Annotated in this window: 12 protein-coding genes and 1 pseudogene; 7 read left to right on the forward strand and 6 right to left on the reverse strand. The window is 47.0% G+C overall.

What is annotated here, in order from left to right:
• Window positions 1–77: 77 nt before the first annotated feature.
• Window positions 78–431, reverse strand: coding sequence for a hypothetical protein (locus tag V6D42_RS17335; protein ID WP_326201338.1), 354 nt, complete (start codon window positions 429–431; stop codon window positions 78–80).
• A gap of 161 nt (window positions 432–592) precedes the next feature.
• On the opposite strand from V6D42_RS17335, the gene ycnK reads away from it, so the two are divergent.
• The 3 genes from ycnK to V6D42_RS17350 are packed head-to-tail and all read left to right on the forward strand — an operon-like array spanning window position 593 to window position 3,458.
• Window positions 593–1,165 carry a copper uptake transcriptional regulator YcnK gene (gene ycnK / locus V6D42_RS17340; protein WP_326201341.1) on the forward strand — a complete coding sequence of 191 codons (573 nt, stop codon included), beginning with the start codon at window positions 593–595 and terminating at the stop codon, window positions 1,163–1,165.
• 34 nt (window positions 1,166–1,199) lie between these two features.
• On the forward strand, window positions 1,200–2,825 hold the full coding sequence (locus V6D42_RS17345; protein WP_333514064.1) for a copper resistance CopC/CopD family protein: 1,626 nt from the start codon (window positions 1,200–1,202) through the stop codon (window positions 2,823–2,825).
• 12 nt (window positions 2,826–2,837) lie between these two features.
• Complete coding sequence (locus V6D42_RS17350) at window positions 2,838–3,458, forward strand: YcnI family copper-binding membrane protein (protein WP_229149912.1); 621 nt, start codon at window positions 2,838–2,840, stop codon at window positions 3,456–3,458.
• 41 nt (window positions 3,459–3,499) lie between these two features.
• Here V6D42_RS17350 and gdh read toward each other — a convergent pair whose 3' ends face one another.
• From gdh to gabT, 4 genes are all read right to left on the reverse strand, one after another.
• Complete coding sequence (gdh, locus tag V6D42_RS17355; protein ID WP_010333037.1) at window positions 3,500–4,285, reverse strand: glucose 1-dehydrogenase; 786 nt, start codon at window positions 4,283–4,285, stop codon at window positions 3,500–3,502.
• A gap of 18 nt (window positions 4,286–4,303) precedes the next feature.
• On the reverse strand, window positions 4,304–5,167 hold the full coding sequence (glcU, locus tag V6D42_RS17360; RefSeq protein ID WP_333514065.1) for a glucose uptake protein GlcU: 864 nt from the start codon (window positions 5,165–5,167) through the stop codon (window positions 4,304–4,306).
• Between the two features lie 125 nt (window positions 5,168–5,292).
• Entirely contained in the window at window positions 5,293–6,681 is a 1,389-nt protein-coding gene (gabD, locus tag V6D42_RS17365) for a succinate-semialdehyde dehydrogenase (RefSeq protein WP_101860987.1), read from the reverse strand.
• A gap of 70 nt (window positions 6,682–6,751) precedes the next feature.
• Window positions 6,752–8,065: a 4-aminobutyrate--2-oxoglutarate transaminase gene (gabT, locus tag V6D42_RS17370; RefSeq protein ID WP_229149902.1), complete on the reverse strand. Its 1,314-nt coding sequence runs from the start codon at window positions 8,063–8,065 to the stop codon at window positions 6,752–6,754.
• Between the two features lie 105 nt (window positions 8,066–8,170).
• Here gabT and gabR point away from each other — a divergent pair.
• Window positions 8,171–9,608: pseudogene (gabR, locus tag V6D42_RS17375) on the forward strand (MocR-like transcriptional regulator GabR); the annotation flags it as partial.
• Window positions 9,609–9,611: 3 nt separating this feature from the next.
• Here the strand turns inward: gabR and V6D42_RS17380 are convergent.
• On the reverse strand, window positions 9,612–9,926 hold the full coding sequence (locus tag V6D42_RS17380) for an ArsR/SmtB family transcription factor (protein ID WP_103671931.1): 315 nt from the start codon (window positions 9,924–9,926) through the stop codon (window positions 9,612–9,614).
• A 140-nt stretch (window positions 9,927–10,066) separates the two neighbouring features.
• On the opposite strand from V6D42_RS17380, the gene V6D42_RS17385 reads away from it, so the two are divergent.
• The 3 genes from V6D42_RS17385 to V6D42_RS17395 all read left to right on the forward strand — a co-directional run bounded on the left by V6D42_RS17385 (window position 10,067) and on the right by V6D42_RS17395 (window position 12,162).
• Window positions 10,067–10,354 carry a putative quinol monooxygenase gene (locus V6D42_RS17385; RefSeq protein ID WP_003225015.1) on the forward strand — a complete coding sequence of 96 codons (288 nt, stop codon included), beginning with the start codon at window positions 10,067–10,069 and terminating at the stop codon, window positions 10,352–10,354.
• A gap of 16 nt (window positions 10,355–10,370) precedes the next feature.
• Entirely contained in the window at window positions 10,371–11,120 is a 750-nt protein-coding gene (locus V6D42_RS17390) for an NADPH-dependent oxidoreductase (RefSeq protein WP_010333031.1), read from the forward strand.
• Window positions 11,121–11,283: 163 nt separating this feature from the next.
• Complete coding sequence (locus V6D42_RS17395; protein ID WP_333514066.1) at window positions 11,284–12,162, forward strand: TetR/AcrR family transcriptional regulator; 879 nt, start codon at window positions 11,284–11,286, stop codon at window positions 12,160–12,162.
• The last annotated feature ends 7 nt before the right edge of the window (window positions 12,163–12,169 follow it).

Raw genomic sequence — 12,169 nt, forward strand, 5'->3', positions numbered from 1 at the left:
GTTCTAATTCGTGAGCACCGACGCGCAGGCCTGACAACGAATGCGAGGGTTTGTCGACACGCTGAAGGCTCCTGATATCAGGAGCCTTTTCTCTTTCCTCTATAAATAATGTTTCCGTTTTGAATTACGTACTTTGCGATCATCCGCTCACTTACAATAAAAACGGGATAGGCGCACACAAGTGCAAAAACAGCCATCGGCACATGCTGAACAGCCGGAATCATTGAGCCTGCCGCATTGCGAAGGAGCAGCATCAGATAAATGAGCAGCACGATGACTGCTAATGATACCAGCATAATCGGTGCTGATACTTTATATTCATAAAGCCGTTCCCGGCAGTGTCCGCAGCGAAATTGGCACGGGACATTCGACGATCTGACCATATCGCCTGTCAAAGGTTTGCCGCAGTTCGGGCATACAGTTTCTTTCATATGGTATTTCACTCTCCATTCATATGTCCATTATACCAGAGACCATTATGTTTCGTTTTGTTACCGTTCAACACATTTTCACATTTTTTATCATCAGCATACTTGTCTCGGTCTCTGAAATCCTCTACGCTTAAGAAGATCTTAATGAAGGGGATGTATGAATGCTTCCGATTAATAGACAGCAGCACATACTTGAGTGGCTGAAAGAAGAAGGCGCCCTAAGAATTTCTGATATCAGTCAACGGTTCGGTGTGTCAGAAATGACGGTATACAGAGATGTGAATCAGCTCGTCCAATCAAACCAGGTGATGAAAACAGCCGGCGGCATCACACTCCCAGTCCGAGCGCCTCAGACTGATCACATGTGCAGCTATTGCCTGAAGCCAGCGAATCAAGCTTATTCGGTCCAGCTGATCACGGTGACACAAGACATTGAACAGCTGTGCTGCGCACATTGCGCGTTTTTGCGGTATGCAGATAAAACGGAAGAGGTTTCTCATTTGATTTGCAGAGACTTTCTGTTACAAACTACGGTCAGTGCCGCTTCGGCTTATTTTGTTGTAAACGCCGAATTAAATCTGCACTGCTGCCAGCCGCAGGCCATACCGTTTGCGACTCTTGACCATGCTGAACGGTTTCAAAAAGGATTCGGCGGAGCCGTCCGCACTTTCGATCAAGCGCTGGAAGACATGCTACGGGACAGAAAAAAACGCTGCACCTGCACCAAGAAATAACACAACATAACTAGCGGAAGGTGGTGTCTGAGTAATGCAACGAAACAGATGGTGGATCTTCCTTCTGCTTTTTCTTGTTTTCCTGCCGAAAACAAGCTTTGCTCACGCCTATATTGTCAAATCTTCACCCGGAGAAAACAGTGAATTAAAAAGCGCTCCCGCACAGGTGGACATTGAATTTAATGAACCTGTTGAAGAAGGCTTTCACTACATTAAAGTCTATAATTCAGACGGTGACCGGGTGGATACGGACAAAACAGAAATCAAAAAAGACAACAATCACATCATGACCGTGAAGCTGAAAAAAAATCTGCCTCATGACGTGTACAGAGCGGAATGGAATGCCGTTTCGGCAGACGGGCACCCTGTTTCCGGCGTCATTCCGTTCAGCATCGGCAAAGCGGAAGGAGGGTTCAGCAGCCAGAAAACATCGAGCTCAGCGCTTAATCCGGGAACAGCTGCAGATCGTGCCATTCTGTATACAGCCTTTTCTCTGTTTATCGGGACCGTTTTCTTCCATCTCTTCTGGTATAAAGGGGACGGAAAAAACCTCGCCAAACGGACGAAGCGTTTGCTTGTCATCTCAGTCACTGTGCTGGGACTGGCGCTCCTCCTTCAGCTTCCGTTACAGACAAAAGCAAATACAGGCGGCGGCTGGGCCAATGCCTTTCAGCCGGGGTATATGAAAGAAACGCTGTTTGAAACCGCGGGAGGCACAATTTGGATGATTCAAGCCGTGCTGTACGTACTGCTCGTCCTTTCTGCCATCCCAGTGTTACGCAAAAAGCGCTTTGCGTCCTTCGCATATTGGACGGCGCCGCTCATTTTCTTTTTCGGTCTTCTGCTTGCCAAAGCGTTTACCGGACATGCCGCTGTTGTAGAAGAAAAAACGGTCGGTATCCTGATGGATTTCCTACATTTATCCTCCGCCTCTATCTGGGTCGGCGGAATAGCGGCCATCGTTTTCCTGCTGTCACAGGAGTGGAGACAGCAGGACAAGACGCTTGCATGGGAGACGGTAAAACGGTTCTCTCCATGGGCGCTCACTGCAGTCGGTGTCATTTTGTTCTCGGGCTTGCTCAATGGATTTTTCATCATCCGGTCAATGGATTCTCTTTTCCATACGGCGTACGGCCAAGCCTTGTTAGTCAAAAGCGGACTGTTTGTTTTGATGCTGATTCTGGGCGGTATTCATTTTCTGCTCACCAGAAAACGGCAGGGGTCCAAAATCACCCGCACGCTAAAAGCGGAATGGGCAATCGGCATCGCTGTCCTGATCACAGCCGCCGTATTTACAAGTCTGCCAAGTCCGCCTGAGCCTGCACCGGAACCGTTTTATCAAACCAAAGCGATTGAAAACGGGCAAAGTGTATCTCTCAGCATCAGCCCGAACCAGCCCGGCAAAAACGTGTTTGAACTCAGGGTTACCGATCATAACGGAGACCTAGCAAAAAACATTCAGCAAATCACCTTGACCGTTTATAAAACGGGACTGTCAGGCAGTAAAAACAAAAGCACGTTTCAGTTGAAAGAAAAAACAGATGGCATCTTCCAGACTGAAAACCTGTCTATTAATGAAAAGGGAAACTGGAAGATCAAAGTCCACGGATTGACCGGCGACTTTAACGAAATCAATATCATGTTTACAAAGACAAATTAAGGAGTGTTTGAATTGTTTAAAAAAATCGCATTCACACTATGTCCAGCTGTTATCGGCTCTCTTTTATTCTTTACGGCGCCTGCCAGCGCGCACGTGTCTGTAAAACCGGTAGAATCAGCCGCAGGCTCATGGGAGACCTACACAATGAAGGTTCCTTCCGAAAAAAATCAGCCGACAACAAAGGTTGTTTTAAAAATGCCAAAGAATGTTGAGTTCCAGCAATACGAACCGGTTCCGGGCTGGAAGGTGTCTACTGCAAAACACGACGACAAATCAGTGTCCGTGACGTGGGAAGCCACTGGCGGGGGCATTCAGGAAGGCCAGTTCCAGCAGTTTACCTTTGTTGCCAAAAACCCTGATAAAGCGGAGGAAGCCGCTTGGGATGCTTATCAATATTACAAAGACGGCAGCATTGTTGAATGGACAGGCGATGAAGATGCGGATACGCCTCATGCCATTACAAAAATCACTACATCCAAAGAAGTAACAGACGAGCACGGCGCCACTCAAACGAAAGATGATTCTGCTTCTGCAGACTCAGGTTCATCGGCTCTTGATATAACAGCAATTGTGCTGTCTGCAGCCGCTATTATTTTATCTGTTGCAGCTCTTGTAAAGAAAAAGCGCGCCTAAAGAAAAAGCGATCCAGATGAGTTCTGGATCGCTTTTTTGATTTATCCGCGTCCTGCCTGGAATGAAGGGTATTGTGTCATACCGCCGTCCGCGAATAACGTAATGCCTGTGACGTAGCTGGCTTCCTTCGAAGCAAGCCAGGCTGCCACTGCCGCAATTTCCTCCGGTTCACCGATATATCCCATCGGAATCATGCTTTCAACATCTGCTCTCTGCTTAGGATCAGCAAATTTTTCAGCATTGATTGGCGTGTTGATCGCGCCAGGCCCGATATTGTTGACACGAATGCCTTTCGGCGCATATTCCAGTGCCAATGTTTCCGTCATCAGCTTGATTCCACCTTTACTTGCCGCATAGTGAACAAATAATGGCCAAGGAATCACTTCATGGACGCTCGACATATTAATGACGCTTCCTTTGATATCATTTTCAACAAAATATTTAATCGCTTCACGGCTTCCTAAAAAGGCGCCTGTTAAGTTCGTGCTGATGACTTTTTCCCAATCCTTGAGCGGCATTTCATGAGACGGTACGGGATTTTCAAGACCGGCATTATTAATCATAATATCGAGTGTGCCAAACTCTTTAATCGCTGTTTGGACGATGTTTTTTACATCTTCCTCTTTCGTTACGTCTCCTTGGACGACAATGGCTTCACCGCCTGCCTTGATGACCTCTTCTTTTACCTCGTTTGGATCCTGCTTGTTACTGTAGTAGTTGATTACAACTTTTGCCTGCTCCTTGCCGAAGCGAATGGCCATTGCCTTTCCTAGTCCTGAAGCAGCTCCTGTAATAGCGACGACTTTTCCTTTTAAATCCGGATACATATCCATCCTCCTTAATTGTTATGAATTCGTTTTGGCGATTCCTAAGAATACGGCAGCCGCAATAATCAGTGCAATCCCGATCGCAATCGCAATCAGCTGGCGTTTTGATTTCTTTTCACGCAGGATAAAAATACCGCCAAGCGTCGAGATGACAATTCCCATTTGAGAAAGAGAAAAGCTTGTGGCAACGCCGACTTTCGGCTGAGAAATAAACAAAAACATATTTCCACCTGCCCAGATTAAGCCCGGGAGAATATTTCTGATGGCATACTTATTGAAGGGCTTGTGCTTATAGGTTAGTATGACCCCTCCAATGACCATCCCGATCGCCTGCGGCAACAGGGCCGACCATCCAGATACATTGAACAACCTTGCGACAACAACATAAATCAAATATCCCAGTGTAGAGACAAGAAGGATTAAAATGCCCTTTTTTAAGTTGCTCGGCTCTCCATCTTTTTTGTCTTTCTTATCTTCTAATGACGTGAGAACGATACCGACAATAATAAAGATAAGAGCGAGGATTCCAAGTGTAATCGCAATCGGTGTTGACCACTCTCGGAAAACGATGACACCGAACAGTGAGGTGGAAACAAGTTGCATCCCCGTAGAAATCGGCATCGTTTTGGACACACCCATTAACTGAATGCTTTTGAGCTGGTTGCTCTGCCCAAGTGACCAAAATAAGCCGGATATAATTCCAACGATAAAAATGCGCATGGACAGGACGGGTTGGACAAACAAATAAATAACGATAGAAACAATTAACGCCCCGATCGTCGTTCCCAATGTTTGGCTGTAAGGCCCGCCGCCTAATTTAACATTGAAGAGAACAATGCTCCCCCAAAACAAAGCAGGGAGAAGAGCCAGTATTAAATCCATTGTTGGGGAACCTTCTTTCAAAATGTATTTGCTGTTATTTTGGCTGGAATTGATGTGTTTATTCGCTGAAACACAAAAAGAGGTGCCGGATTTTCCGGCACCTCTTTAGGAGCATATCATTTTCTTTATAAACCGATGGACATATATTTTGTTTCGAGATATGGTTCAATACCTTCTGAACCGCCTTCACGGCCGATTCCGCTTTCTTTCATTCCGCCGAACGGAGCTTGAACCGCGGACGGCCCTCCGTCATTCCAGCCGATAATTCCGTATTCGAGGTTCTCGGAAATATAAATGCCGCGACGGTAGTTTTCTGTGAAGAAATAAGCAGCCAGTCCGTACGGTGTATCGTTGGCGAGCTCAATGGCTTCATCAATATCTGTAAAAGTGACGATTGGCGCAACAGGGCCAAAGGTTTCCTCGTGCATGATATTCATGGACGTATCGACGTCAGCGAGCACTGTCGGATTGACAAAGTAGCATCCTTTATCATCGTTTCGTTCATAAGTGCCCCCAGCAACAACCTTCGCTCCTTTTTCAACCGCATCATCAATTTGGCTGACGATTTTTTCAAAGCCCCTTTTGTTGATAATCGGACCGACGTTAACGCCTTCCTCAAGTCCGTTTCCAACCTTCAGCTTCGATACTTGCTCGCTCAGTTTCGCAGCAAACTCATCTTTGATGGATTCATGGACAATGAGCCGGTTGGCGCATACGCAAGTCTGACCCGCGTTTCGGTATTTGGACACCATTGCCTGTTCAACAGCAAGATCAATGTTTGCATCTTCATCCACAATCAGCGGGGCATGTCCGCCGAGCTCCATGGATACGTGTTTCACAGTATCCGCGCTGTTTTTCATCAGGATTTTCCCTACAGGTGTTGATCCTGTAAAGGTGATTTTGCGGATTTTCGGACTGCTTGTAAAAACGTTTCCGATCTCCTCGCCATCACCGATGACAACCTGAAGCACGTCTTTTGGTATGCCTGCTTCGTATGCGAGACGTGCAAGTTCATAGGCTGACAGCGGTGTATCAGGCGCCGGCTTGATAATAAACGTACAGCCGGCAGCAAGAGCAGGCGCCGCTTTACGTGTAATCATCGCATTTGGAAAATTCCAAGGCGTAATCGCGGCAACTGGGCCGACGGCCTGGCGCGTTACGACAATTCGTTTTCCGGTTGTCGGAGCCGGAACGGTTCTTCCGTACACACGCTTCGCTTCCTCTGCGAACCATTCGATATAACCAGCGCCGTATAGTACCTCGCCGACAGCTTCCTGGTACGGTTTTCCATTTTCCTTCGTGATTAAATCTGCGAGTTCTTCTTTATGTTCAACGATGAGCTCATACCACTTTTTCAACAGAGACGCTCTTTCGTTCGCTGATGTTTTAGACCATGATTTAAACGCTTGATGTGAACGTTCAATGGCTTCTTCTACTTCTTTGGCTGATTGCTGAGGAATCGTTTTGATCGCCTCGCCTGTAGCCGGGTTGTAGACCGTTAATTGATCTGGCATATTGAACATTCCTTTCTATTCTTGGATTTACTTAAAATGATAGCAGACCCGTGCGTATTCTTTCCAATGATTAAGCTCGCAGACCTGCTTCCACAATGTGGAGCCCTTCATTCAGAAGGTCATCTGAAATAACCAGCGGCGTCAGGAAGCGGATGATATTGCCGTTGATTCCGGCTGTCAGCAGCAGCAACCCGTTTTGATTCGCGTACGCTGCGATCGCTGCCGCTTTCGCTTTATCAGGTTCACGTGTTTCAGGGTCTTTGACGATCTCGATTGCTGCCATCGCCCCAAGTCTGCGGATGTCGCCGATACACGGGTATTCTGTTTTCCATTCAAGCGCTTTTTCTTCAATGATCCTGCCGATTTCCTCAGAACGTTTATTCAATCCTTCTACTTCAATAATATCCAAAACTGCCAATGCCGCCGCGCACCCAAGCGGACTTCCCGCATATGTGCCGCCGAGCTCTCCGGGCGCCGCCGCATCAAGCATTTCCGCGCGTCCGATCACACCGCTTAACGGCAGACCGGCCGCAAGAGATTTCGAAACCGTGATTAGATCTGGGACGACATCAAAATGCTCAATCGCGAAATAAGTACCCGTTCTGGCAAATCCGGTTTGGATTTCATCGGCTACAAAGACGATGCCGTGTTCTTTACAGAAGGAAGCAACATGCTGCACAAACCGTTTAGAAGGAATAATGAATCCGCCTTCTCCCTGCACCGGCTCCATCACAACACACGCTACCGTTTCAGGAGCAACGGCTGCGATAAAGAAGTCATTGAACGCTTGAATGACCATATCGTCATATGCATCGTCACTCAGTCCGGCAGGCTTCTGATAATAATATGGAAACGGCGCCTGGTATACCTCAGATGCAAATGGACCAAAACCGAATTTGTACGGCTTCACCTTGCTTGTCATGCTCATTGTCATATTCGTGCGTCCGTGGAACCCGCGTGTAAACGAGACAACGCCTTGGCGCTTGGTATACTTTCTGGCGATTTTCACTGCATTTTCCACCGCTTCCGCTCCGGAGTTGAGGAAAATCGCTTTTTTCTCATGAGTGCCAGGCGCAATGCCGCAAAGCTTTTCAGCTAATTCAATATAAGACGGATACATCATGACGTTAAAGCCGGGATGGATCAGCTCCTCCGCCTGCCGCTTCACAGCTTCTACCACCTTCGGATGCGAGTGTCCGACGTTTAAGGTTCCAATGGCGCCAGCAAAATCAATAAATCTTCGGCCGTCCAAATCATACAGCTCTGCTCCCTCTCCTTTTACCGCCAGGCTGCGGTTTCCGTTGCTCACGCCCTTTGAGACAAATTGGTCCCGTTTTTGCTGCCACTCTGCGGTAGTGAAAGTTGATGCGGTTGTTTGACTCATGTGAATTCCCCCACTGTCATTGTTTTCTTATCATTCTGACTTCTTTTTGGTATGATGAAAAGTACCAATTATAACTTTTTAATGGTATCAGAAGGAGACACCGTAATGGACATCACAATCACGCTCGATCGCTCAGAAAAAGCTGATTATATCTATCAGCAGATTTATCAAAAACTAAAAAACGAAATCCTCAGCCGTAATCTGCTGCCCCACTCGAAGGTTCCCTCCAAACGAGAGCTGGCTGAAAAACTGAAGGTCAGCGTAAACTCTGTGAATTCAGCCTACCAGCAGCTGCTCGCGGAAGGGTATTTATACGCTGAAGAAAGAAAGGGTTTTTTCGTGGAACACCTGGACACATTTTCCTCTGAGGAACAGCCCTCATCTTCACTGCCGGATGACCTGAAAGAGGTTCATATTGATCAAAGCGATTGGATATCATTTTCACATATGAGTGCCGATACAGATCATTTTCCAATGAAAAGCTGGTTTCGCTGTGAGCAAAAAGCGGCTGCCCGCTCATCCCGCACGCTCGGCGACATGTCTCATCCGCAAGGCATATATGAGGTAAGAGCCGCCATTACAAGGCTCATCTCTCTGACGCGGGGGGTGAAATGCCGGCCGGAACAAATCGTCATCGGGGCGGGCACTCAGGTGCTGATGCAGCTGCTGACGGAGCTTTTGCCTCAGGATGCGGTGTATGCGATGGAGGAGCCTGGTTACAGGCGAATGTACCAGCTTTTGCAACATACCGGAAAACAGGTGAAGACGATTATGCTTGATAAAAAAGGGATATCCATTTCTGAAATCATCAGACAGAAGCCAGATGTATTAATCACTACCCCTTCGCATCAATTCCCGGCCGGAACGATTATGCCTGTATCCCGGAGAATTCAGCTGCTGAACTGGGCAGCGGAACAGCCGAGCCGCTATATTATTGAGGATGATTATGACAGCGAGTTTAAATATGACGTAGACAGTATCCCGGCGCTCCAAAGCCTCGACCGCTTTCAAAATGTCATCTATATGGGCACCTTTTCAAAATCACTTCTTCCCGGATTGCGGATCAGCTACATGGTGCTGCCGCCGGAGCTGTTACGGGGTTACAAAAAGCGGGGTTATGACCTGCAGACCTGCTCGTCGCTCACACAGATCGCCTTGCAGGAATTTATCGAGTCCGGAGAATATCAGAAGCATATAAAAAAAATGAAGCAGCATTATAAAGAAAAGAGAGAACGCCTCATCAGCGCATTAGAATCAGAGTTTAGAGGAGAGATCACGGTAAAAGGGGCAAATGCGGGACTGCATTTCGTCACCGAATTTTACACCTGCCGCACGGAACAAGAGATACTCGCGCATGCCGCCGCCCAGCAGCTTGAAATCTTCGGGATGAGCCGGTTCCGCTTAAAAGAAAGCCGTCCGCAGCCGGACAAACCCGCGCTCATCATCGGCTTTGCACGGCTGAGGGAAGAGGACATTCAGGAAGGTGTGCGAAGACTTCGCCGCGCTGTTTATGGGACATAAAAAAATCCCCTGTTTGGGGGATTTTTTACCAGCGCTCCTGGTCCACGTTCAGCACTGCTTCAAGCAGGCCCGGAAATGCCCTTTCCAGATCTTCTGTGCGAAGCGAATAATAACGGCGCTTTCCTTCTATGCGTACTTGAGCGATGCCCGATTCTCTTAACACTTTAAAATGGTGGGACAAGGTCGACTTTGCAACCTGTACATCAGCACAGGTGCCGCACGTTTTCTCTTTTGCTTCGGCCAATTGCTTCACCAGCTCTAAACGAAGCGGATCACTCAGTGCGTGAAGAACCTTTGTCAGCTGCAACGTTTCTGTTTCTGGATGGTTTGGAATGTTCATGACACAAATGTATCACACAACAATTAGAATGACAATTTTACTATTTGAGGGTTTTTCCTTTACCTGATTTTGATTACATGGTACATTTAGTTCGATCAAATTCGAACAATAAATTTAAAAGACAAATGGAGGAGATTTACATGATCGTATTACAAGCTTATATCAAAGTAAAACCCGAAAAACGCGAAGAATTTTTGAGCGAGGCACAATCGCTGGTTCAACATTCAAGAGCCGAGGAAGGCAACGCCCAATACGACCTTTTTGAAAAAGTAGGCGAAGAAAATACATTTGTGATGCTTGAACAATGGAAAGATGAAGCGGCGATGAAATCTCACAATGAAACTGCGCATTTCCAAGGGTTTGTAGCAAAAGGCAAAGAACTGCTGAGCGCTCCTCTTGATGTTGTCCGCACAGAGCTCAGCGAGTAAAGAAAGGATGTCTCACATGAACGAAGTAATCAAATCATTAACAGATCACCGCTCCATCCGCAGCTATACGGATGAGCCGGTGTCAGAAGAGCAGCTAGACCACATTATACAAGCGGTGCAATCAGCCCCTACTTCTATCAACGGGCAGCAAGTGACTGTCATCGCGATTCAGGATAAAGAGCGGAAAAAGAAAATCTCCGAACTGGCGGGCGGACAGCCTTGGATTGACCAAGCTCCGGTTTTCTTGCTTTTCTGCGCAGACTTCAACCGGGCAAAAATTGCGCTTGAAGATCTGCATGACTTCAACATGGAAATCACAAACGGTTTAGAATCCGTTCTTGTCGGCGCTGTAGATGCCGGCATCGCACTTGGCACAGCGACAGCGGCAGCTGAATCACTCGGCCTTGGCACTGTTCCGATTGGCGCGGTTCGTGGAAACCCAAATGAACTGATCGAGCTGCTTCAGCTTCCGAAATACGTCTTCCCTGTATCAGGTCTTGTCATCGGCCATCCTGCTGATCGTTCAGCGAAAAAACCTCGCCTTCCAAAGGCAGCGGTTTATCATAAAGAAACGTATTTGCAGCAGGACGAGCTGACATCACACATTCAGTCATATGATGAACAAATGGCCGAATACATGAAAAACCGGACCAACGGAAAAGAAACACGAAACTGGTCACAAGGGATCGCCTCATACTATGAGCGCCTGTACTATCCGCATATTCGTGAAATGCTCGAAAAACAAGGGTTTAAAGTTGAAAAATAAGCCTCACCACGGCCTGTCGGAATTCCGGCAGGCCTTTTTATTTGTCCGGATAAAATCCATTGACTTTCATTTTGTTTATTTGGTAAAATTTTATCAATGTTACTCATTGGTTTTCTGTGAACCAATGGGTTTTCTATTGTTCAAGAAAGAAGGAAGCCATGAGATGCTTGATAAAAAAACAGAAATCTTGTTAGCCGCGCGGAAGCTTTTTTCTGAAAAGGATTTTACGTCGGTTTCCATGCAGGCAATCGCGGAAGAATGTAAGATGTCAAAAGCATCTATATATAAGCTGTTTCAATCCAAGGAAGATTTGCTTTTGGAGCTGCTGACGTTTAACCAAAAGCAGATGGTGGCCGCGGCATCAAGACTGCAGGAAAATGCCGCGCTGACACCGGAGGAGCGCATGATTCAAAAGGTCAAAATGGAGCTGGAAGGATTCAGACGGAATCAGCAGTTTTTTAATATGCTGACCTACGGAAACCCCAAGCTGCACAATGACCGTGTAAAACAGCATATCCATCAGACCAGATCGACGATTATCTGCTGGCACCGGGATTCGCTGATTCAGGCCTATGGAGAAGCCATCCTCCCTTTTGTATGGGATTTGGTCATCATTCTTCACGGCATGATGCGGGAATTTTTAATGCTGATCAAAATAGAGGAAAAACCGCTTGACCTTGACCCGATTGCAGCGTTTATCATCAGCACCCTCAATCAGATTATCAAAAACAGAGAAACGCGGCAGTCCCTGCTTCCGCCTGAGACCATCGAGCTTTATATCCAATCGGCGTCCTCCTACCAGCCAAAGGATAAATCACTCCTGTTATCAGAAAGCCTGAAAGAATTACATAAAGGCATCTCTTCCCTGCCCGCCGCGGATTATGACATCGATGAGCTGGCATCTGCTGCAGCCATGCTGGAAGAGGAAGCAAAAAAGGAAGAGCCCCGCGCCTTTTTACTGAAATCACTGATTGGCTATCTGGAACAAACCGGTGTTTTAACACAGCCTATTTCGATGTTAAAAACACTGTTAATTACTTAAAGAAAAG

Origin of the sequence: Bacillus sp. 0909A (genome assembly GCF_036765115.1) — a bacterium.
GTDB classification, from domain to species: domain Bacteria; phylum Bacillota; class Bacilli; order Bacillales; family Bacillaceae; genus Bacillus; species Bacillus mojavensis.

Coding starts and splice junctions, on each gene's coding strand:
- V6D42_RS17335 (WP_326201338.1), bottom strand. CDS start 431: ATGAAAGAAACTGTATGCCCGAACTGCGGCAAACCTTTGACAGGCGAT.
- ycnK (WP_326201341.1), top strand. CDS start 593: ATGCTTCCGATTAATAGACAGCAGCACATACTTGAGTGGCTGAAAGAA.
- V6D42_RS17345 (WP_333514064.1), top strand. CDS start 1,200: ATGCAACGAAACAGATGGTGGATCTTCCTTCTGCTTTTTCTTGTTTTC.
- gdh (WP_010333037.1), bottom strand. CDS start 4,285: ATGTATCCGGATTTAAAAGGAAAAGTCGTCGCTATTACAGGAGCTGCT.
- glcU (WP_333514065.1), bottom strand. CDS start 5,167: ATGGATTTAATACTGGCTCTTCTCCCTGCTTTGTTTTGGGGGAGCATT.
- gabD (WP_101860987.1), bottom strand. CDS start 6,681: ATGCCAGATCAATTAACGGTCTACAACCCGGCTACAGGCGAGGCGATC.
- gabT (WP_229149902.1), bottom strand. CDS start 8,065: ATGAGTCAAACAACCGCATCAACTTTCACTACCGCAGAGTGGCAGCAA.
- V6D42_RS17380 (WP_103671931.1), bottom strand. CDS start 9,926: ATGAACATTCCAAACCATCCAGAAACAGAAACGTTGCAGCTGACAAAG.
- V6D42_RS17385 (WP_003225015.1), top strand. CDS start 10,067: ATGATCGTATTACAAGCTTATATCAAAGTAAAACCCGAAAAACGCGAA.
- V6D42_RS17390 (WP_010333031.1), top strand. CDS start 10,371: ATGAACGAAGTAATCAAATCATTAACAGATCACCGCTCCATCCGCAGC.
- V6D42_RS17395 (WP_333514066.1), top strand. CDS start 11,284: ATGCTTGATAAAAAAACAGAAATCTTGTTAGCCGCGCGGAAGCTTTTT.